The organism is Actinobacillus lignieresii (assembly GCF_900444945.1).
GTDB classification, from domain to species: Bacteria; Pseudomonadota; Gammaproteobacteria; order Enterobacterales; family Pasteurellaceae; genus Actinobacillus; species Actinobacillus lignieresii.
Genome location: NZ_UFRM01000001.1, coordinates 1961781 through 1984017, shown reverse-complemented (window position 1 = coordinate 1984017; position 22237 = coordinate 1961781). Strand labels below are relative to the sequence as shown.

Here is a 22237-nt window from a genome sequence, read left to right as displayed (position 1 = left end):
AGGAAATTAAAGCCAATTCGTATTCGTTATTAGATCAAGTATTTTTAAATGAGCGTTCAGAGAAACCGAATGAGAGCAGTTATTTTCCTTATAAACATCATAATGTTAGAAGTACCTATACAGGTATAAAACGTTATATGAGTTATGTTTTTATGTATGGAGAAATACCCCGAATTAAATATTGAAAAGACAACAAATAAGATAGGAGGGTAAATTAAAAAAAGAACCACAAGATGAATTATAGCAACATAGTAGTTTAACAAAAATAAAGCTAACTTTTATGTCTACTATGCTACATTTGCCTTTTAGAGATAAATCTCTTTTCTATATATCTCTGAATATTCAAATCATTACATAATAGCTCGCAAATATTATATGTAGGAAAAACATTGAAAGACTTATTTATTATCGACTCACATTGTCATTTAGATGCCTTAGATTACGAAACTCGCCATAAAAACGTGGACCAGGTAATCGAAAATGCTAAAGCGCGTGGTGTACACCACTTTATTTCGATTTGTACCACGCTTGGGCGTTTTGAGGCGATGAAAGCCTTAACTGCGCATCGTAATGATGTCTCGCTTTCTTGTGGCGTTCATCCGCTGAATGTAGAAGAAGAGCCATTTGATTACGATAAATTACTTACCTTCGCACAAGATGAAAAAGTGGTGGCTATCGGCGAAACCGGCTTAGATTACCACTACACGCCGGAAACCAAAGCGTTACAACAATCGTTGTTTTCGCAACAAATTGAAATTGCCAATAAAGTGAATAAGCCACTTATTATCCACACCCGATCGGCTCGCCAAGACACGATGGATATGCTGATTGAGAGCAAGGCAGAAAATTGCGGCGGCGTATTACACTGCTTTACCGAAGATTGGGATATGGCAAAACGTGCGTTGGATATCGGTTTCTATATCTCGATTTCAGGGATTATCACGTTCCGTAATGCGGAAGAATTGCGTGATGTGGTACGTAAAGTGCCGCTCGATCGTTTATTGGTTGAAACCGATTCGCCTTATCTTGCGCCGATTCCGTACCGTGGTAAGCCGAATCAGCCTGCCTATGTGCGTGAAACTTGCGAGTATCTTGCCGCACTAAAAGGCGTTTCGACTGAAGAATTAGCTCGCATTACCACTGAAAATGTGCAAAACTTATTCAAGATTAAACTCTAAAGCCGTAAAGGTTAAATAAAGGAACTCGAATGAAAGCGATTTTAAAATATTTTCTGATTCTCGTCTCACTCTCATTTTTTATTGTGTTGGGCGGTGCGGTCAATTATGCAATGCCAAGTTATGAAACCACAACGGTAACCGGGATGGAAGTACGTCGTATGGATAAAGACGGTATTATCAGTAAATCCAATCCGGCGGACGGCGAAGTACGTGACGTATATTTCTTGTTTACCGAACATCCGGAAACTAAAAAAGTGATGGTGTACCGTAACGAAGATACCGGCTGGGGCTTACCGCCTTATTTCAAATTCGGTTCTGCCGATATTCAAGCTAAAGCCCAAGCGTATGCGAACGAAAAACAACTGGTGCAAATTAAATATTACGGCTGGCGTATTAACTTCTTAAACGAGTTTAGAAACATTGTGTCAATCAAACCGTTAGCCGAAGGCGAAAGCAGCGCAATGCCGATTTTCAGTTATATTCTCTACGGCGTATTAGCACTGCTCTTCTTCCTCTCCATTCAATTTATTCGCGGTATCTTCCGTAGCGAATAACCTATTCCAAGCGGTTCAATTTTGCTAAAATTTTGCAAATTGAACCGTTTTTTTATTGCGAGCAAAATGATTTATTTTATTGCAGACCTACACCTCAATGAGTCACAACCTCAGATTACCGAACACTTTTTGCAATTTATGCAACAAAAAGCACCGCTTGCGGAAAGTGTGTATATCTTAGGCGATTTCTTTGATTTCTGGATTGGCGATGACGAACAATCCGCTCTTATCGACCAAGTGAAAACCGCCCTAAAAACCCTCACTACAAGCGGTGTAAAATGCTATTTTATTTGCGGAAACCGTGATTTCTTATTAGGCAAACGCTTCGCGCAAGAAACCGGTATTGAAATTCTGCCCGATTATCATCTGTTAGATTTATACGGTCACAAAACGCTGATTTGCCACGGTGATACGCTTTGTATTGATGATGTGAAATACCAACAATTCCGCCGTAAAGTGCATCAGAAATGGCTGCAATGGCTCTTTTTACGTTTACCGCTCTCTCTGCGAATTCGTATCGCGCAAAAAATTCGTGCGAAGAGTAAACAAGATAAACAATCTAAATCCGCCGATATTATGGATGTGAATCCGGCATTTACCGCCGAAACGGTAAAACGCTTTGGCGCAACTTATCTGATTCATGGCCATACCCACCGCCAAGCGGTGCATTCTGAGGTGGAATTTACCCGCATCGTCCTCGGTGACTGGAAAGCGGATTACGCTTCCGTTTTAAAATTTGATGAACAGGGATTTGAGTTTATATGATAGATGTGATTATTCCTTGCTATAACGCCGAACAGACGTTAATGCGTGCGGTACAGAGTGCGTTAAACCAACCGGAATTAGGTACGTTATGGCTAATTGACGATGCCTCAACCGATAATACACTCGCATTAGCTCAACATCTGCAAGCGCAAGTACCGCATAAAATTCGTGTCGAATCAATGCCGAAAAACGGCGGTGTCGCTAAAGCTAGAAATTGGGGCGCATTACAAAGCGAAGCCGACTTTATCGCGTTTTTAGATGCGGATGATGCCTACGAAGATCATGCCTTGCAAATTGCCGAAGGGATTTTTACTTTTCGACCGGAAGCCGCCGTCGTCCGATTGGCACTTAAACCGATAGAATTCCCCGAACGTTATACCGCTCACGCTAACTTTGAATACGCTTGGCAACATATGCGAATGACATGCGGCGGGAATACCGTGTTTCGCCGTGCATTCTTTCTGGCTTGCGGCGGCTTTCCGCAACATCAGCTGTTTCGAGAATTAGGTGGTGAAGACGGAGCTTTGGGCATTGCCACGACTAAAATCAGTATGGTCGCAACCGCATTTAACGATGCCGGTGTTTTACATTACTACCACGAAGGGATGTATGCGGAACGTTTACTGGATGCGATTTTATTTAATCAACATCCGGCGGAGGTTACTCAAGAAAAAATGCTGCAAGCCGAAGCCGTGACCGAAAAGATCTGCCAACAAGTGCAACAGTTACAAGAATGCCTCACGACTAAAAAAATCGGGATAAAGCCGCTGAATATTCAATGGAATTAGTTGAAAAATAGGCAGAATCCGTCTAATATCTCTAATTGAGATTAATTATCAACTGTAATTAGCATGAAACTTTTCTACATTATCACAGGATTCTTATGTATCGGGCTTGGCATTTTAGGCGCAATTCTGCCGGGCTTACCGACTACGCCGTTTTTATTGCTTGCGTTGTTTTGCTTCGGCAAAAGTTCGCCTCGCTTACAACAATGGTTTATGCGCACTAAAATTTATCAAAAATATTTGAAGGAATATGATGAAAAACGTGCGATGACTATGAAGCAAAAAGTCACGATTTTGTTAATTTCCGCCCCGTTTTGCCTTGTTTCCTTTTTCGCATTACCGAATATTTGGGGCAAATTAACTTTAATTGCCGTGATTATTTGCCAATATTGGTACTTTTTCTGCAAAATCACTACTATTCCGCCGGAAACAAGAGATAGCCGTTCAAATGCTTAGCCTTTAATCGTCGTCTTGCTTTTTGCGTTTAGCTCTCGGGTGAGCCGCACCATAAATTTTGGCAAGATGTTGAAAATCCAAATGTGTATAAATTTGGGTAGTGGCAAGATTGCTATGTCCGAGTAATTCTTGTACCGCACGTAAATCGCCGCTGGCTTCCAACATATGAGTGGCAAACGAATGGCGCAATTTATGCGGATGCAAATGGCTTTCCAAGCCCTGTTTCTCGCCCCATTTTTGCATAACAAGCTGAATTGAACGGTGTGACAATCTACCGCCGCGCCTATTCAAAAATACCGCATTTTCCTGCGGTTTAAATTGATTTCTTACCGCCAACCAACGATTTAACGCTTCAAGGGCTTTCGAACCAATCGGCACGATACGTTCTTTATTCCCTTTACCCAATAAACGCACTTCTCGTCCGGCTAAATCCATATCGCCCAAATCAAGCCCTTGCAACTCGGATAGACGCAAGCCGGAGCTGTACATCAATTCCATCATAGCCAGATCACGCAAGTCACTCGGCTCATGGCTATCGCTGGTTAATAGTTGCCCGACTTGTTCCGCATCAATATTCTTCGGTAAACGCTTGCTTGCTTTCGGTGCTTTAATGCCAACCGCCGGATTAACCAACATCTTTTCTTGTCGAATCAAATAACTAAACCATTGGCGTAACGCAACCAAACGTAAAGCGATACTCTTTGCCCCTAAGCCCTGCTTATTACTTTGCGCGATAATCCAACGCACCGTCGCACTATTCACCTCTTGCCATGTGCTAATACCGGCTTGACTAAGCATATCGCTTACCGCTAAAAGCTGACGCTGATAATTACTCAATGTATGTTGGCTGGCTTGTTTTTCGATACGTAAGTAATCCCAATAGGGCTTAGTTTGCAGATAGAGCGTATTTTGTGAATTAATCATAACGATGACACGTTTAAAGGAAGTAAACGAGAAAGGAAAACAAGCGGTCAAATTTGCAAAATTTTTTGCAAAAACAACCGCTTGATTCAATTACGCCAAATTAAGCTGACCGATACGTACGCCGACATTACCTAACGCCACCGGACTTAGATAATCGCCTAAAAATTCAAAAAGTTCGCTTACATCGGTGAAGCTACGCTGAATTTTGATATTTTCTTCTACTTTGCGGGTAAATTCATATTCTACTTGCGCACCGTTAATTTTTGCTTCCAAGGTAATAAGTACCGTTTCAAAGAAGTGATTCACGTTACCTTCTTCGCCCGGATCACTTACGCGGACATTCCAATGATTGCTGAATAAAACTTCGGTTTTTACTGACATATTGTTTCCTTATGATTGCTGTGTTTGCGAGAACTTTAGTATCGAATCGTAACGATATATTTGCAAATTAAACCTAAAATTAGACCGCTTGTTTAAGCGGTCTAATTCAAACTAACTATTGTAAAACGGAAATATCCGCTACTTGCAAGAACAAGTTACGTAAATTATTTAGAATTGCCTGACGGTTACGGCGAAGATTTGCATCTTCTGCGTTTACCATCACTTTTTCAAAGAAGTTATCCACCGTTTCACGTAAACTCGCTAAGCGATCAAGTGCGGTTTGATATTCGCCGTTTGCAAATGCCGGAGCTAATTCCGTTTGTAAGCTAATTACTTGTTCTGCAAGCGCTTTTTCTTCCGCTTCTACTAATAAAGTGCGGTCGATTTCTGTTGAAATTTCACCTTCCACTTTCGCTAAAATATTGCTTACGCGTTTGTTCGCCGCTGCTAATGCTTCCGCTGAATCTAAGGTACGGAAGTGCGATACCGCACGCACACGAGCATCAAAGTCCGCTGGGCGAGTTGGACGGCGAGCTAATACCGCTTGGATAACGTCCACCGCAATACCTTCGTCTTGATACCACGCACGGAAACGACCGAGCATAAAGTCCACTACATCTTCAACTACATTTGCGTTTGTTAATTTATCGCCAAACAATGCCGCTGATTTACGCACCAAATCTTCTAAATCAAGCGGTAAATTTTTCTCCACGATAATACGGAGCGAGCCTAATGCCGCACGACGTAATGCAAATGGATCGGCACTACCTTTTGGTGCTTGACTGATACCGAAAATCCCCGTGAGCGTGTCGAATTTGTCCGCTAATGCTACTGAGCAAGCGACTAATGATTTCGGCAATTCATCGCCGGCAAAACGTGGCATATATTGCTCGTTCAATGCCACCGCCACTTCTTCGTCTTCGCCGTCGTGACGAGCATAGTGCATACCCATTACGCCTTGCGTGTCGGTAAACTCAAACACCATATTGGTCATTAAGTCGCATTTAGAAAGTAAGCCCGCACGTTCCGCTTTCACTTTGTCCGCACCGATTTGAGCGGCAATTTCGCCCGCTAAGGCTTCAATACGAGCGGTTTTGTCACGCAGTGTCCCTAATTGTTGTTGGAACAACACGGTTTCAAGGCGTGGCAAGCGGTCTTCCAAACGCTGTTTTAAGTCGGTTTTGAAGAAAAATTCCGCATCGGTTAAACGTGGACGAACCACTTTTTCATTACCTTCGATAATCGCAGTTGGATCTTCTGGGTTGATGTTTGAAACAAAGATAAAGTGCGGTAATAATTTGCCATCTTTATCATAGATCGGGAAGTATTTTTGGTCGCCTTTCATGGTGTAAACCAAGGCTTCCGCAGGCACAGCAAGGAAACGCTCTTCAAATTTTGCGGTTAATACATTCGGAAACTCAACCAATGAAGTTACTTCATCTAATAAGTCTTCTTCGATGTCTGCCACGCCACCTAAAGCGGTCGCTTTTTCTTGCGATTTTGCAAGAATCAACGCTTTACGCTCGTTGAAGTCGGCAACCACCATACCTTTTTCACGTAATGCCGTAAGGTATTCATCTGCGTGCGAAATGGTAAATTCACGCTCGCCTAAGAAACGGTGTCCACGCACAACATTTGCGATTTTCACACCTAAAATTTCGCCTTCGATTAGCTCACCACCAAAGAATAAGGTAACCGTATGCACAGGGCGCACGAATTGCTCGGTTTTATCGCCCCAACGCATCATTTTTGGAATTGGTAAATTCGCTAAAGAACGAGAAATAATGTCCACCAATAAATTTTTAGTCGGCTGACCTTCAATCACCGCACGGTGAACTAACCATTCGCCTTTATCAGTAGCCAGACGCCCTGCCTGATCAACAGAAATACCACAGCCTCTCGCCCAGCCTTCTGCCGCTTTGGTCGGATTGCCGTCTGCATCAAACGCTGCCGATACCGCAGGACCACGTTTCTCAATTTCTTTGCTTGGTTGAGCCGTCGCCAAACCCAACACCTTCACCGCCAAACGGCGTGGTGCAGCAAACCATTCCACTTTCTCGAATGATAAACCCGCTTGGTTTAACTCGTTTTCTACATTCTCCGCAAATACGGTCGCTAATTTTTTGAGTGCCTTCGGTGGCAACTCTTCAGTGCCGATCTCGGCGAGGAAGTTTTGTGTTGTCATTGTTTATCTCTTAAAATTTTATATAAGTTCGTTTTTTGAATTCTGTCAAATTCCTCACACTAACGTGTAAGGTTAGGTATTGTGTGGTTGCTCCGCAACCTAATTTGTCGCAGAGCGACAACATTATTCTTAACCTAGTACGTAAGTGCTAGGATACAAAAGTTAATCGTTCTCTCGCCCTTTCCACCTGTTCTTTCAATTCCAACTCAGTCGGCAAATAAGGCAGATATTTCGCACTAAAAATTTGTTTGCGATCGGCTAATACCAGCTATTTCACCTCTGCCAAATCTCCCCTAACCCCTCTTTGCCAAAGAGGGGGACTGGGTTTGTGCAGAAATTAAGTTTTATGGACTAATCCGCATTTTAAAATTTCTATTGTTGATGAAGAACATAAATCTCAAAATTCTTGGAGATCCGATCCCCCTCTTTAGTAAAGAGGGGCTAGGGGAGATTTGTACTACCTCAAATTTGCAAAAAATCTACAAATCCCCACCGCTTATATTTCAAATTTCCAATCATCGATTAAGAACACAAGTCTCTAAATTCTTGGAGATCTGATCCCCTTCTTTAGTAAAGAGGGGTTAAGGGAGATTTGCCCTAACATTCTCCAAAAACAAATAAATCTGCTCCACCACCGATTCAATTTCAAAATATACTTCGTCATTACTAAACCGCATTACGGTAAAACCAAGTGAATTTAACTCCTCATCACGCAAACGGTCTTTTTCCTGATAATCGGGTTCATAATGCTGACTGCCGTCTAGCTCAATAATCAACTTCGCTTTCGGGCAGTAAAAATCCACAATATAATTTAGCAACGGCTTTTGCCGATTAAAGCGAAAGTCCAAAAGCTGATCTCGGTTTATCCGTTGCCATAGTTTCCTCTCTGCGTCCGTTTGATCAGAACGCAATTTTTGTGAAAGTTCTTTTAGAGATTTTGAGTAGGGTTGCATTTTTAATCTCCCCTAACCCCTCTTTACAAAAGAGGGGAACAACTCATCTTAAATGTAAGATCTCTATTCTTCACAACATTCCCCTTCTTTAGTAAAGAGGAGGTAGGAGGAGATTTAAACCTGCTTATTACACCCCGGAAAACCCAACGCTTCACGGCTTGCATAATACGCTTCTGCTACACCTTTAGTTAAGGTACGGATGCGTAAGATATAACGTTGGCGTTCGGTTACGGAAATCGCTTTACGTGCGTCTAGCATATTGAAGCTGTGTGCCGCTTTTAAAATACGTTCGTAAGCCGGTAATGGTAACGGTTTTTCGAGAGCTAATAATTCAGTCGCTTCTTTTTCGTATTGTTCGAACGCTTTGAATAAGAAATCTACGTCTGCGTATTCAAAGTTGTAGGTTGATTGCTCTACTTCGTTTTGGTGGAACACATCGCCATAGGTGGTTTTACCGAGTGGGCCGTCTGACCATACGAGATCGTACACGCTATCCACGCCTTGAATATACATCGCTAAACGCTCTAAACCGTAAGTAACTTCGCCGGTAACCGGTTTACACTCTAAACCGCCAACTTGTTGGAAGTAAGTGAATTGGGTTACTTCCATACCGTTTAACCAAACTTCCCAGCCTAAGCCCCACGCACCTAAAGTCGGGTTTTCCCAGTTGTCTTCCACAAAACGAATATCGTGTTGCGTTGGGTCGAAGCCTAACATTTTAAGTGAGCCTAAATAGAGTTCTTGAATGTTATCCGGAGACGGTTTGATGACCACTTGGAATTGGTAATAGTGTTGTAAACGGTTTGGGTTTTCGCCGTAACGACCGTCCGTCGGGCGGCGTGAAGGTTGAACGTAAGCGAATGCCATTGGCTCAGGACCTAAAGCACGAAGTGCGGTCATCGGGTGAGAAGTACCGGCACCCACTTCCATATCAAACGGCTGAACAATGGTGCAACCTACGTTTGCCCAATAATCTTGTAGGGCTAAAATCATACCTTGGAATGTTTTTACATTAAATTTTGTTGTCATTTTGCGATTCCTAAAAAATTCGTTCAAAAATACTGGTTATTATAGCCTGTAAGCGGTCGATTTTTGGAAATTTTTTGCAAATTTCTTTCTTAATAAGAATAGTTATTATTTTATGACTTATATCAATATAGCTTTAACGTTATATTTGCTAAACTAGTCTAATAATTAAACATTATTCTCCGAGGTTTTTATGAAATCTGTTTGGCTGCTTGGCGTAAGTTTGCTGACATTTTGTTCTGCAAGTTTTGCCCAAAATTCAACCGCTTACACTCCCTCCGAATTAGCCCTTTTCGCTGACGAATCACTCAAACAATCCATTGGACAGCTTGAAGCCGGTGTGCCGATTAAACTGTTGCAATCCAAACAAGATGCCTCACAAATTGAGTTGGAAATGTGGCGTAAAAACAAAGGAGTGGGGCGTATTTGGTACAACCAATTTGCGAAACAAATTACCGATGCGGTAATAGATAAAAGCTTTATGCAAAATAACCCGACGTTTGAAGTGCTTGAGAGCAAAGAAGATCCACTTACCGGTTTAGTGTGGCAGAAAGTCAAATTACAAGCGTGGGTCAAAAATTCTAAATTCACCGATAGTCTGACCGATTTTTGGGCGAATGCGGAACAAACCTTTAAGACCGAATGTAGCGTTTGCCACAAACAACGTGATACCAAAATGCACGATGCGAATGAATGGGTTGCCGTATTTAACGGTATGGTTGGCTTTACTGATATGGACGAGCCGACCCGTAAACAAGTGCTACGTTATTTGCAAATGCACGCTTCAGACAGCCAACCGAAAGCCGCTAAATAAGGAGTTTGTATGTCATCATCACTTTCAACTTCACGCCGTCAATTCTTAAAAAATATGTCGCTGATGGCAGCTTCTATGGCAATGCCGAATTTCCTTGTGCCGCGAGCAAATGCCGAAGCTTCACAAGCGGTCGAAAACGGCTGGAAAATTACCGGTGCGCAATGGGGGGCGGTGCGAGCAAAAATTGAAAACGGTCGCATTGCCGAAATTAAGCCGTTCGAACTGGATAAGCATCCGACCGAAATGATTAACGGCATCAAAGACTTAGTGTACGGTGAAGCACGTATTCGTTATCCAATGGTGCGCTTGGATTGGCTCAAAAACCGTCACAACAGCAACAGAACACAACGTGGCAATAACCGTTTTGTGCGTGTCAGTTGGGACGAAGCACTTGACCTGTTCTATGAAGAACTTGAGCGTATTCAGCAAAATTACGGCCCTTGGGCATTACATACCGCCAATGTCGGCTGGCGTTCTTCCGGTCAATTCCATAGCTGCGGTAACCATATGATCCGTGCGATTGCGATGCACGGCTCGAGCGTTGGCACGGTCGGCGATTACTCCACCGGTGCGGGGCAAACCATTTTGCCTTATGTGTTAGGTTCAACCGAAGTGTATTCACAAGGGACATCATGGGAAGTCATTCTTAAAGAAACCGAGAATTTAATTTTCTGGGCAAGCGATCCGGTCAAAAACTTACAAGTCGGCTGGAACTGCGAAACGCACGAATCTTACGGCTACTTAGCACAGCTTAAACAGAAAGTGGCGGAACAAAAAATCAATGTGATTAGCATTGATCCGGTAAAAAGCAAAACGCAAAACTTCCTTGGCTGTAAACAGCTTTATATCAATCCGCAAGCGGACGTACCGTTTATGTTGGCGATTGCTCACACCTTATATCGTGAGAATTTATACGATAAAGCGTTTATTGATATGTACACGCTCGGTTTTGAGCAATTTGTGCCTTACTTACTTGGCGAAACCGAAGACAAAATTGAGAAAACAGCCGAATGGGCGGCACCGATTTGCGGTATTGAAGCGGAAGAAATCCGCAAATTTGCCCGTATGTTAGCCGGCAAACGTACCCAACTGATTTTCGGTTGGGCGATTCAACGCCAGCAACACGGTGAACAGCCTTACTGGATGGGCGCGGTTTTAGCCGCTATGCTCGGACAAATCGGGCTTGCCGGCGGTGGTATCAGTTATGCACACCATTACAGTTCTATCGGCGTATCCAGTTCCGGTGCGGCAATGCCGGGGGCATTCCCATCTACTCTGGATAAGGATCAAGTCGCTAAATATACCAATAAAGATTACCAAGGCTATAGTGAGGTGATTCCGGTTGCCCGTACCACCGATTCTTTACTTCACTCCGGTGAAACCATTGACTACAACGGCAGAAAAATTACCTATGCGCCGTATAAAATGGCGATTTTCTCCGGTTGTAACCAATGGAGCAGACAATCCGATTTGAATAAGATGAAACGTGCCTTCCAAAAATTGGAAACCGTGGTGTCGATTAACTATAGCTGGACGGCAACTTGTCGTTTCTCCGATATTGTTTTACCGGCTTGTACGCCGTTTGAACGTAACGATATTGATGCCTACGGTTCTTACAGCAACCGAGGCGTTTTGGCGATGCAAAAATTGATTGAGCCGTTATATGAATCTCGCCCTGATTTTGAAATTTTCAAAGACTTATGTCGTCGCTTCGGCAAAGAAAAAGAATATTGCCGAGGTATGGACGAAATGGCGTGGTTAGAACGTCTATACAAAGATTGTCGCAATGCAAACCGCGGCAAATTTGCGATGCCGCCTTTCGCTGAATTTTGGCAAAAAGGCTATGTACTGTTCCCAGAGGGCAAACCTTGGGTACGTCACGCCGATTTCCGTGAAGATCCGGAATTACACGCACTCGGCACACCTTCCGGCTTTATTGAAATCTTTAGCCGTAAAATAGCGAGTTTCGGTTATGCCGACTGTAAAGGTCACCCGATGTGGTTTGAAAAAGCGGAACGTTCGCACGGTGGGCCGAAATCGGATAAATATCCGTTCTGGCTACAATCCGTGCATCCGGATAAACGCTTACATTCACAATTGTGTGAAGCCAAATCGTTGCGTGAAACCTACAGCGTGCAAGGACGAGAGCCGTTTTATATGAATCCGCAAGACGCAGCGAAATTAGGTATTAAAGACGGCGATTTAGTGCGTGTCTATAACGAACGCGGGCAAGTGCTGGTCGGTGCGGTGTTATCCGATAACTTCCCAAGCGGTGTCGTGCGTTTACAAGAAGGAGCGTGGTTCTCACCGCTTGATGAAAGCATAGGAGCGATTGATACTTACGGCTGCCCGAATACGCTAACACTGGATATCGGCGCTTCAAGTTTATCGCAAGCAACGTCTGTCAGTACTTGTTTAGTGAATGTGGAAAAATGGCAAGGCGATGCACCGGCAGCGAATGGTTTCAGCGGCCCGACAGAGGTAACTCGTTAATGGCACACTCGCAATTACTCAGTTCGGAAGAGCGACTATTTTGTTATCGTTGGTTCCATTCGTTACTCGCCAAAGAGCTATCGGAGCCGCAGTTACAGGCATTACAAGCGGGTCAATTTGCCCCATTTTTTGCATTTCTTGCCGAGCTTGGCTTTCAGCCACAGGTTACCGACTTGCAAAATGAATTGGCAAAATTAACCGCTTACGATTCACCTCGCTTAGAACTGGCGGCAGATTTTGCACAATGCTTTTTATTGGAGGGCAAATTAAGTGCGCTGCCGTACGCCTCTTACTATTTGGATGAACGGGATCTCAGTGAAAATCTTGCGCTAATGGATCAATGGCTAACGAAATTTCAGCTTAAAATCAATCGGTTACATAATGAACCGAGTGATCACCTCTGTATTTATTTAGAAGTGTTGATCAAACTGATTGAAACGGAACAGCCGGTTCAAGTTCAGCAGCAATTTATCCGACAGCAATTACTTGGCTGGTTACCACAATGGGCGGAGAAAACCGCCCAAATTCACAGTAGTACCGCGTTTTATCAAATCATTAGTAATTTATTACTTGGTTTTCTACAACAAGATATTACTTAACCACAAAGCTTAATGGACACTGATTTGGTGTCCGTTAAGCGGTCAAATTTCTGTTATTTTTTGCATAAGTACCTGTGCAAATCGTGCCGCCGCTTGCGGATCCGTATGCAGGTACAATGCCGGTTCGATCAATTCCAATTCATTCAGCAAAAATCGATCACCAATAATGGTGCCGTCCACCCGTGCATAGCTTGGCATTTCAGGCAATCTCATCAAAACATCTCGTGCTTGTCGAATAATATTTTGTGGAGGAACTACCGGTAAGATTGCTACGCCGTAAGCTGAATTTGCCCGCCATTCGCCTTTGGGCGGTTGGCGCCTTACCGCATGGCTAAACTCACCGGCAAAGAAAATCAAACTGGTTTCGCCATTCTCCGCCACTTCCTCAATATAGGGTTGTAACAGGATTTGTTGTCCTAAATAGGGGCTAAAATCCGGTATCGGTTGATCCGCTTGCCATTTGATGACCGCATTACCACTCTGCCCGATCGCCGGTTTGATCACCACAGCTTGTCCGTTTTGGTGGTACGGCTGACAAGCGGTCTGGATTTGGGTGAGATCCGCCAATAACAGTTGGCTCGGAATCACATCTACACCCATTTGTTGTAAATCCAGTAAATAGCTTTTGTGCATATTCCAATCCATTAACCGCATGGGGTTTGCAAATTTTTGCCCGAATTCAACCGCTTGTTGCAGCCATTGGCGGAAGCGTTCCGGTTGTTGGGCGTAGTCCCACGCACAAAGCGGTAAGATAACATCAGCTTGCGGCTGATTTTGCCAGCAATCTACTTTGACTTGCAGTTCGTTAGCCTGTAGTAAACGAACCAGCGGTTGTAAATTCTCGGGAAGATTGGGATAAGTTTGGCAGGTAGTAATGGCTATCGAATGTGACATAATCGGCTCAAAAAAGGCAAGTGAGCCAAAGCCCGCTTGCCATTAAATTGAATGGTTATTTTAACTTAATAAAAAATGTGCCTTGCGGTACAACCAGCAGATATTGACGGTGGAAATCCAAATAGGTTTTCTCCGGATCAATATCTTTAAACTGTTCCGGATAAAGCGTTTTTGCCATAAATTGCGCACTGGCTAAGTCGGTAATCGAACGAGACGCAGTGTGATAAATGCCGTACACATTGCCTTTTTTCACCGCCGGTACGTTCGACCAACCGGCACGCTGAGTAAAACCGGCAAGGCGTTTTTGCGCATCCGCTTCGCTGATATTAATCCCCATCGCCATAATTTCAGCATTTTTATCAGTACCCATTTCCGTACCGGAAATAATCACCACCTCCGGATTAGACGCTAAAAATTGCTCCGGATTAATCGGCCCCCAGTTTTCAATAAACGGCGCAGCAATATTGTCGCCACCAACTGTATTCGCAATCGCTCCCCACATATTTTTACCGAAAGTGAAGCTATATTCCGCCGGACCTTTGTTGCCGAATTCAACGTAAATTTTCGGTGGTTTTTGACCGCTTGCCGCCACACGTTGTTGGATCGCTTTGATACCTTGTTCATATTCGCTGGCGATCTGATTTGCACGTGTTTCCGTACCGGCGAGTTGTCCGAAAAGTTGGATGCTTTTCGTGTGTTTCTCTACGGTTTGCGCATTGAAGTCCACCACGACAATCGGAATACCGGCTTGCTCGATACGAGGAATATCGGCGGCAATCGTTTGATATTGCCAATCGGCTAACACTAATACGTCCGGTTTTAATGCTAAGGTTTTTTCCAACGAGAAGGTACCGGCATTGATGTTACCGATATCCGCCATTTCCGCTAAATTCGGTAACGCTTTACTAAATAAAGCCCAGCTACCGGGGTTAAATTTTTCCCAAAACTCACGTGAAATACCGACGACATGTTTAAAATTCTCCGAACCGGTTGCGGCAATATAGTCCGGATAATAGAAGCCCAGTACCACACGTTTCGCCGGTACATCAACTTTCACTTGACGATCCAATACGTCTTGTAACACTTTTACTTCCGCTTGCGCTGAGATGCCGGCAAACAATAACGTACTGGCAATAAGCCGTTTAAAATACTGCTTTTTCATCGTAATCCTTATTTCACTTGATCGAGATATTCAAACAAGCGTCCTTTATTCTCTGTGGTACGCTTTTCGATTTTCTCTATTTCTTTAGTCGCATTTTCTAAATTAGTCGGTTTACCTACCTGAATAATACCGCTCATATTCATCGTACGATGCGGAGGACAAACATACACATAAACCCCTTCATGCGTTAAGGTCAGAGTAAATTTTTCATTCTCTTTTGAAAGGAATTTTTCCGCTCCTTCTGGTATCGCTCGACTTTGTACCCAGTGACCTTTATGAGTCGGCACGAAAGTCACCGTATCACCGATCTCCGCTTTCACAAAGCCCGGTTCAAACACCATACCGCCGTCTTTACCGTGATCTAACATTTTCACTTCGTGATCTGCGGCAAATGCACTACCTGAAAAAGCGAGTAAAGTCGCTAATAATACTTTTTTCATATTCTGCTCCTAATGTAATTGACGTAACGGACGAATTACCGGTTGTCCGGTACTGTCATATAAAATTTCAATTTCAACGTTATATAACCGGCGAATAAGATCCGCTTGTAGCACTTGTTTCGCCTCGCCGAAACCTTGTAACTTACCGTCTCCCAATAAAATCACGTGATCGGAAAATTGGGCGGCAAGGCTCAAATCGTGTAGCACCATAATCGTAATCAGATTATTTTGTTGTGTATATTGGCAAACGTGTTCCAATAAATTGATTTGATGGTGCATATCCAACGCACTGACCGGTTCATCTAGCAATAAGATTTCCGGCTGACGTAGTAATACTTGGGCAAACATCACCATTTGTCGTTGCCCACCGCTTAATTGCATCACATCTTGGTGAGCAAGATGCGCAATGCCGAGTTTCTGCATAATGCTAGCGACTTCAGTTAATAATTCATCACTGATATGCATATTTAACGCTTCCATTCTGCCAAGCAAAATCACTTCTAAAGCAGTCAGCGATGCATCAACTTGCGTATCTTGCGGCATATAACCGATACATTTACGCCATGCCGAAATAGCTCGTTTATTTAGAGTCTGATCCGCATAATGAATATGCCCTTTACAGCCGATTTCTCCAAAAATCGTTTTTAATAATGAGGATTTACCGGCACCGTTCGGGCCTAATACCGTATAGACTTTCCCTTTCTCTAAAGACAAATCCAACTGGTCGGCAATCACAAGCGAACCTCTTTTAATATGAACATTTGCAAGTTTTAACATAAATTCTACCGCTTGTTATCTCTTAGTAAGCACAATCCAAAAGAAGAAAGGTACGCCGACAAATGAGGTAATAATCCCCACCGGAAACAATGCGCCGGGTACAATCACTTTGGATAATACCGAAGCAACCGATAAAAATGCCGCACCGATTAACATTGCGCCCGGCAGAAAAAACCGTTGATCTTCGCCCAATAACATCCGCGCCACGTGCGGTGCGACCAAGCCGATAAAACCGATAATACCAACAAAGCTAATCGCAGTTGCGGTCATAATCGCCACTAAGACTAACGTTTTTAAACGTAAGTGTTGCAGATTAATCCCTAGACTGAGCGCACGTGCCTCACCTAAACGTAAAGCGGTCAATTTCCATAAATCTTTTGCAAGTAAGCTAACGCATACAATCGTTACTACCGTCGCAATTGAGAGGTTTTCCCAAGTCGCTTTAGTTAAACTGCCGAATAACCAAAACAGAATTTGTTGCGAAATTTCCGGTGCGGCAATAAATTGGATTAGCGATAACAATGATTGAAATAAAAACAATAACGCAATACCGACTAACACTAACATCGCCGAACTAAAACGGCGCATTGAGGCAAATATAAACAAAATACCGGATGCCAACATGGTCATCACAAAAGCACCTAACGGCACGGCAAACGCAGAAGGTAAACCGAAACCGCCAAATGCAATGACCGTTGAAGCGCCTAAACCGGCCGCTGCGGCTAAACCTAAGGTATAGGGGCTTGCCATCGGGTTATTCAGCAAGGTTTGAATTTCTGCACCGCCAACACCTAATGCCGCCCCGACTACCAACGCCATTAATGCCATGGGTAAACGTAAGTCATAAACGATAACGTTCGTGGTGGTTTCCACATCTTCAAAACGTAATAACGCTTTGACCACTTCATCCAATGGCAACATAGAAGGGCCGGTGACAATATCAAATACCAAACCGATTAAACTGATTGCAAGGAAAGTAAGAACGATAAACCAACGCTTGCGTTCCAGCTTGCGTTGGTTTTGAACGATCTTTTCAACCGTTAAATGACTCATGCCTATTTACTCTCTGGGTAGAGATAGAAGGTCCCTTGCGGCACGAGAGGCAAGTTTTTACGATAAAACTCTTGATAGGTTTTGGTCGGGTCTAAATCCTTGAATAGCTCAGGATAAATCGCTTTTGCCACAAATTGAATTGAAGCGCTATCGGAAAGCGTACGCGAATTGGCATGATATACGCCGTATAAACGCTGATTTTTAATCGCCGGTAATTCAGACCAACCCGGGCGTTTCGCAAAGCCGGCTAAGCGTTTTTGCGCTTCTTGTTTATCAATATTAAAGCCCGCTACCATTGCTTCCGGATTTTTCTTCAGTTCGGTTTCTCGTCCGGAAATAATTACCACGTCCGGTTTAGCCGCTACCACTAATTCAGGGTTAATCGGGCTATAAAATTCCACCGCATTTTTAGCAATATTTTCCGCACCGACCAAATCAATCATTGCGCCCCACATACTTTTACCGAAAGTAAAACTATGCTCTGCCGGCCCTTTATTTCCAAATTCAACATACACTTTTGGTTTCGGTAAGTTAGCCTTTGCAACACGATCTTGAATCTCTTTCACAATTGCCTTGTATTCTTCGTTTAACTGTTTTGCTTTGGCTTCTTGTCCGGTTAATTGACCGATAATCTCGGTAGATTTCACGTGTTTATCAACCGTTTGCGCTAAATAATCCACTACGACAACCGGAATACCTGCTGTTTCTAGCGGTTCTAAATCCGAATCTAACGCTTTAAATTGCCAATCCGCCATTAACACGAAGTCCGGTTTCAGCGCTAAAATTTTCTCGATTGAGAACGTTCCGACCTCCACTTCACCAATATCTTCCAACTGATTTAATTTCGGTACCGCTTTGCTGAATTCCGCCCAGCTTGCAGGCGCCCAATCGGACCAAACCGCTTTAGAAAAGCCCACTACATTGTCTAATGCTTTTTCGCCACCGACTGCCATATAATCTTGATAATTAAAAGCCAATACCACTCGTTTAGCCGGCAATTCAACCGTTACTTTACGTTCAAGGACATCGGTAATTTCAGTCGGCTTGGCATTAGCGAAACCGGATAATGCAAATAACGTTGCAAATGCAACCGCTGTTAATTTGATTCTTTGGAACATAAACCCACCTTAAAAGCCATCCTAAATATCATAGTATTCATTCTAGTCTATTTTAATCAAATGAAAATCATTATTAGTTGTTTTTTATCAAATTTTGTGAGCTTTATCACAAAAGTTAAATATTTAATGGCTAAATAAGCTGATATAACACAAGATATTCAAGCGTTTATCAGGTAGAATAGTTTTAATCAGAGAGAAAAACATAAGGAGCATCTATGAACATTCCATTCTGCTTACCTGAAAATATTAGCCCGGAAACTTTCTTACGTGATTATTGGCAAAAACGACCGCTGTTAATCCGTAACGGCTTGCCGCAAATTGTCGGATTATTCGAGCCGGAAGATATTATGGAGTTAGCGCTGGAAGAGGAAATCACTGCTCGCTTAATCAAATGTGAAAATGAGCAATGGTCGGTTAAAACCAGTCCGTTTGCGGAAAGCGATTTACAAGATCTGCCGGCCCAATTCTCTGTTATGGTACAAAATTTGGAACAATGGTCGCCGGAACTCGGTGCATTGTGGCAAGCGTTTAGCTTCTTACCTCAATGGCAACGTGACGACATTATGGTTTCTTGTTCGCCTAAAGGCGGTACGGTTGGTAAGCATTATGATGAATACGATGTTTTTCTCGTACAAGGTTACGGCCAACGCCGTTGGCAGCTAGGTAAGTGGTGTGATCCTTCCACCGAATTTAAACCGAATCAGCCGATTCGTATTTTTGATGATATGGGCGAATTGGTGTTAGACGAAGTGATGAATCCGGGTGACGTGCTTTACGTGCCTTCTCGTATGGCTCACTATGGCGTATCCGAAACCGAAGGGCTAACATTCTCATTCGGCTTACGCTACCCGAATGCGGCGGATTTACTCGAGAATTTCTGCAAAACATTAGAACACCATTCGGAAGTGATTGCCGGCTCGGAATTTAATATCCCATTCCGCCTTGTGCCACATGAACAACCGAATGCGTTACTTGATCCAAAAATGGTGAAAGTGCTGAAACATCAATTAATCGACTTATTACAAAACTCTGATCAATTTGATGAAATCTTTACCCACAGCGTTGCTGCTGCGGTAAGTTCTCGTCGCTATGAATTATTGCAAACGGATAATGAATACTACCCGGATGAAGTACAAGGTATTTTAGAAGAAGGCGGTTGGATCCAACAAGATGCCAATGTCAAAATGCTTTATACCGAAAATCCTCAACGTATTTATGTAAACGGTGAATGGATTGACGAGCTAAATGAAGCGGAACAAAACCTATTAATTCGTATCGCTAACGGTGATGCGGTTTCTTGGAATAAACTGGCGTCTAAAGCCAAAGATCAAGAAGAGCTGGAATTATTACTCGATACGCTATGCGATTGGCTGGACAACGGTTGGGTTATTTTAGAAGAAGCGGAATAATTCGTTATTTCATCATAAAGGCGGGGATATTCCTGCCTTTTATTTTTTACAAGCGGCCTGATTTAGCGCAAAGTTTGCAAAAAATTAACCGAAAACAACCACTTACCATATAAAAGAAAAGGCTTGGGTTACCCCAAGCCTTTTTATCTTTCGCATTAAGCTTGTTCGAATTATTCGCCAAGACGCTCTTTGATACGTGCAGATTTACCTGAACGCTCACGTAAGTAGTAAAGTTTAGCTTTACGTACCGCACCTTTACGTTTAACAGAAATACTGTCAACTACCGGTGAGTGAGTTTGGAATACACGTTCAACGCCTACGCCGTTTGATACTTTACGTAGAGTGAATGCAGAATGCAAGCCACGGTTACGAATTGCAATAACCACGCCTTCGAACGCTTGCAAACGTCTTTTACTACCTTCTACTACCCATACCTTAACTTCTAATGTGTCACCCGGACGGAAGCTAGGTACGTTTTGTTTTAACTGTTCTTGTTCGATTTGTTTGATGATGTTACTCATTTTAAAAACCTTCTAAATCCTAGAATTAACTGATTTTGTGTTGTTTCTTAATTTTAGCTAACAACACGCGTTGTTCGTCAGTCAGAGCTAGGCTATCCAATAGCTCAGGGCGTCTTAACCACGTTCGTTCAAGCGATTGTTCTAATCGCCATTTACGAATATTTTCGTGATGACCCGACATCAGCACTTCGGGAACAGGAATGCCGTCTAACATTTCCGGGCGAGTGTAATGCGGACAATCCAATAAACCTGTCGCAAATGAATCTTCATCTGCAGAGGCCTGTTTACCTAACACTCCGGGCACAAATCTCGCAACGGCGTCAATCAACGTCATTGCAGGCAATTCGCCCCCTGTAAGCACATAATCACCGATCGACCATTCTTCATCAACTTCCGTTTGAATCAATCGTTCATCAACCCCTTCGTATCGTCCACAAATTAAAATCAGTTTCTGATTTGAAGCCAGTGTCTTCACACCTTGTTGATCCAGCTTACGCCCTTGCGGTGAGAGATAAATAACTTTTGCCTCTACACCGTCTTCCGCTTTTGCCGCCTGCTTTGCTGCATGAATCGCATCACGCAAAGGCTGCACCATCATTAACATTCCCGGTCCGCCGCCGTAAGGGCGATCATCAACCGTTTTATGTTTATCAAACGTGAAATCGCGAGGATTCCAGCATTGAATTTGCAGAAGATCTTGTTTTACCGCACGTCCTGTCACCCCAAAATCGGTAATTGCTTTAAACATTTCGGGGAACAGTGAAATGATACCAATCCACATAATTTATCCTCAAATGTTCTTACTACTTAAAGTTAAAGCTGCACCGCATACCTGAGGTTAGAAACCAGCGTCCCAATCCACCGTAATTGTCTTAGTGGCGAGATCTACTCTTTTAACTACTTGTTCATATAAGAACGGAATTAATCGTTCTTGCTTGCCAAAAGCATCCTTACTGTTAGCGCGTACAACCAAAACATCGTTAGAACCTGTTTCCATTAATTCGGTTACAACGCCCATGCTATAGTCTTCAAGGTTTATCACTTGGCAGCCGATTAAATCGTGCCAGTAATAATCTCCTTCTTCCAATTCAGGAAACACAGATAGATCTACACCGATTTCGGCATTAGTCAGCAGCTGTGCGCTCTCACGGTCATCGCTACCTTTTAATTTCACAATCAAATCGTTGTTATGGTAACGCCAACTTTCTAATTCGATTGGTTGCCATTGTCCCTTAATTTTTAAGAACCAAGGCTGATAATCGAAAATGCTTTCGGTTTCTTCAGTTGATGAATAGAGGCGTAACCAGCCACGAATCCCATAGGTTGATCCTAGTTTTCCGACAACTTCAATTTTTTGTTCGCTCATACTACCCACCTACTTTGCAAAATTTTTAAAAAATTAAGCCGCTTTACGAGCTTCTTTTACTAAAGATGCAACACGGTCTGAAAGATCAGCACCTTTAGCAACCCAAGCATCAACTTTAGCCACGTCTAAACGTAAACGTTCAGCTTGGCCTGCAGCTAATGGATTGAAGAAACCGATACGCTCGATGAAACGACCGTCACGTGGTGAACGGCTGTCTGCTACCACGATTTGATAAAATGGGCGTTTTTTAGCTCCGCCACGAGTTAAACGAATGGTTACCATAACCTTCCTCTAAAATGTTGATAGTAAAAATAAAACCCTCGTTCGAGGTGAGGGTACTAAAATTGCTTTAGTATCTAAATTTAAGATAGAAAAAGCGGATAA

General features: G+C 43.1%; 24 protein-coding genes. 9 read left to right on the top strand and 15 right to left on the bottom strand.

What is annotated here, in order from left to right; genetic code table 11:
• The first annotated feature begins 389 nt into the window (after positions 1-389).
• From DY200_RS09380 to DY200_RS09360, 5 genes are all read left to right on the top strand, one after another.
• Positions 390-1178: a TatD family hydrolase gene (locus DY200_RS09380; RefSeq protein WP_115587777.1), complete on the top strand. Its 789-nt coding sequence runs from the start codon at positions 390-392 to the stop codon at positions 1176-1178.
• Positions 1179-1207: 29 nt separating this feature from the next.
• Positions 1208-1732: a DUF1523 family protein gene (locus DY200_RS09375; protein WP_115587776.1), complete on the top strand. Its 525-nt coding sequence runs from the start codon at positions 1208-1210 to the stop codon at positions 1730-1732.
• A gap of 66 nt (positions 1733-1798) precedes the next feature.
• Positions 1799-2497: a UDP-2,3-diacylglucosamine diphosphatase gene (lpxH, locus tag DY200_RS09370; protein WP_115587996.1), complete on the top strand. Its 699-nt coding sequence runs from the start codon at positions 1799-1801 to the stop codon at positions 2495-2497.
• Positions 2494-3285, top strand: coding sequence for a glycosyltransferase family 2 protein (locus DY200_RS09365; RefSeq protein WP_005605841.1), 792 nt, complete (start codon positions 2494-2496; stop codon positions 3283-3285). Before lpxH ends, DY200_RS09365 begins: the two co-directional genes overlap by 4 nt.
• 63 nt (positions 3286-3348) lie before the next feature.
• Complete coding sequence (locus tag DY200_RS09360; RefSeq protein ID WP_115587775.1) at positions 3349-3738, top strand: YbaN family protein; 390 nt, start codon at positions 3349-3351, stop codon at positions 3736-3738.
• A 3-nt stretch (positions 3739-3741) separates the two neighbouring features.
• On the opposite strand, the gene xerC is transcribed toward DY200_RS09360, so the two are convergent.
• The 5 genes from xerC to glyQ form a co-directional block, all read right to left on the bottom strand.
• Entirely contained in the window at positions 3742-4662 is a 921-nt protein-coding gene (xerC, locus tag DY200_RS09355) for a tyrosine recombinase XerC (RefSeq protein ID WP_172539919.1), read from the bottom strand.
• A 90-nt stretch (positions 4663-4752) separates the two neighbouring features.
• Positions 4753-5043, bottom strand: coding sequence for a DUF5377 family protein (locus tag DY200_RS09350; protein WP_115587773.1), 291 nt, complete (start codon positions 5041-5043; stop codon positions 4753-4755).
• A gap of 115 nt (positions 5044-5158) precedes the next feature.
• Positions 5159-7228, bottom strand: a complete 2070-nt coding sequence (gene glyS / locus DY200_RS09345) for a glycine--tRNA ligase subunit beta (protein WP_115587772.1) — start codon at positions 7226-7228, stop codon at positions 5159-5161.
• A gap of 581 nt (positions 7229-7809) precedes the next feature.
• Positions 7810-8181, bottom strand: coding sequence for an endonuclease domain-containing protein (locus DY200_RS09335; RefSeq protein ID WP_115587771.1), 372 nt, complete (start codon positions 8179-8181; stop codon positions 7810-7812).
• Positions 8182-8295: 114 nt separating this feature from the next.
• Entirely contained in the window at positions 8296-9210 is a 915-nt protein-coding gene (gene glyQ / locus DY200_RS09330; protein ID WP_005602638.1) for a glycine--tRNA ligase subunit alpha, read from the bottom strand.
• Positions 9211-9400: 190 nt separating this feature from the next.
• Between glyQ and DY200_RS09325 the strand changes: the two genes are divergently transcribed.
• The 3 genes from DY200_RS09325 to torD are packed head-to-tail and all read left to right on the top strand — an operon-like array spanning position 9401 to position 13113.
• The gene (locus DY200_RS09325; protein WP_115587770.1) at positions 9401-10021 is read left to right on the top strand and encodes a pentahemic C cytochrome; all 621 of its coding nucleotides are present in this window, start codon (positions 9401-9403) and stop codon (positions 10019-10021) included.
• 9 nt (positions 10022-10030) lie between these two features.
• Positions 10031-12514 (top strand): trimethylamine-N-oxide reductase TorA, encoded by a 2484-nt coding sequence (torA, locus tag DY200_RS09320; protein ID WP_115587769.1) that lies wholly within the window; start codon positions 10031-10033, stop codon positions 12512-12514.
• Entirely contained in the window at positions 12514-13113 is a 600-nt protein-coding gene (gene torD, locus DY200_RS09315) for a molecular chaperone TorD (RefSeq protein WP_115587768.1), read from the top strand. Before torA ends, torD begins: the two co-directional genes overlap by 1 nt.
• A 42-nt stretch (positions 13114-13155) precedes the next feature.
• Here torD and DY200_RS09310 read toward each other — a convergent pair whose 3' ends face one another.
• The 6 genes from DY200_RS09310 to DY200_RS09285 are packed head-to-tail and all read right to left on the bottom strand — an operon-like array spanning position 13156 to position 18557.
• Positions 13156-14007, bottom strand: a complete 852-nt coding sequence (locus DY200_RS09310) for an ATP-grasp domain-containing protein (RefSeq protein WP_115587767.1) — start codon at positions 14005-14007, stop codon at positions 13156-13158.
• Positions 14008-14062: 55 nt separating this feature from the next.
• Positions 14063-15169 carry an ABC transporter substrate-binding protein gene (locus DY200_RS09305; protein ID WP_115587766.1) on the bottom strand — a complete coding sequence of 369 codons (1107 nt, stop codon included), beginning with the start codon at positions 15167-15169 and terminating at the stop codon, positions 14063-14065.
• 8 nt (positions 15170-15177) lie between these two features.
• Positions 15178-15609: a pseudoazurin gene (locus DY200_RS09300; protein WP_005602629.1), complete on the bottom strand. Its 432-nt coding sequence runs from the start codon at positions 15607-15609 to the stop codon at positions 15178-15180.
• 9 nt (positions 15610-15618) lie between these two features.
• Positions 15619-16386 carry an ABC transporter ATP-binding protein gene (locus DY200_RS09295; RefSeq protein WP_039709400.1) on the bottom strand — a complete coding sequence of 256 codons (768 nt, stop codon included), beginning with the start codon at positions 16384-16386 and terminating at the stop codon, positions 15619-15621.
• A 15-nt stretch (positions 16387-16401) separates the two neighbouring features.
• Positions 16402-17439, bottom strand: coding sequence for a FecCD family ABC transporter permease (locus DY200_RS09290; RefSeq protein WP_115587765.1), 1038 nt, complete (start codon positions 17437-17439; stop codon positions 16402-16404).
• Between the two features lie 2 nt (positions 17440-17441).
• Positions 17442-18557 carry an ABC transporter substrate-binding protein gene (locus DY200_RS09285; protein ID WP_005599350.1) on the bottom strand — a complete coding sequence of 372 codons (1116 nt, stop codon included), beginning with the start codon at positions 18555-18557 and terminating at the stop codon, positions 17442-17444.
• A gap of 215 nt (positions 18558-18772) precedes the next feature.
• Here DY200_RS09285 and DY200_RS09280 point away from each other — a divergent pair, with 215 nt between their 5' ends.
• The gene (locus tag DY200_RS09280; protein ID WP_115587764.1) at positions 18773-19966 is read left to right on the top strand and encodes a ribosomal protein uL16 3-hydroxylase; all 1194 of its coding nucleotides are present in this window, start codon (positions 18773-18775) and stop codon (positions 19964-19966) included.
• A gap of 170 nt (positions 19967-20136) precedes the next feature.
• On the opposite strand, the gene rplS is transcribed toward DY200_RS09280, so the two are convergent.
• The 4 genes from rplS to rpsP are packed head-to-tail and all read right to left on the bottom strand — an operon-like array spanning position 20137 to position 22135.
• A complete protein-coding gene (rplS, locus tag DY200_RS09275) occupies positions 20137-20487 on the bottom strand; it encodes a 50S ribosomal protein L19 (protein ID WP_005599346.1) in 351 nt (116 codons plus the stop codon).
• Between the two features lie 25 nt (positions 20488-20512).
• A complete protein-coding gene (gene trmD, locus DY200_RS09270; protein ID WP_005599344.1) occupies positions 20513-21268 on the bottom strand; it encodes a tRNA (guanosine(37)-N1)-methyltransferase TrmD in 756 nt (251 codons plus the stop codon).
• A gap of 57 nt (positions 21269-21325) precedes the next feature.
• Entirely contained in the window at positions 21326-21853 is a 528-nt protein-coding gene (rimM, locus tag DY200_RS09265) for a ribosome maturation factor RimM (protein WP_005599336.1), read from the bottom strand.
• Between the two features lie 33 nt (positions 21854-21886).
• The gene (rpsP, locus tag DY200_RS09260) at positions 21887-22135 is read right to left on the bottom strand and encodes a 30S ribosomal protein S16 (protein WP_005599334.1); all 249 of its coding nucleotides are present in this window, start codon (positions 22133-22135) and stop codon (positions 21887-21889) included.
• Positions 22136-22237: the final 102 nt, after the last annotated feature.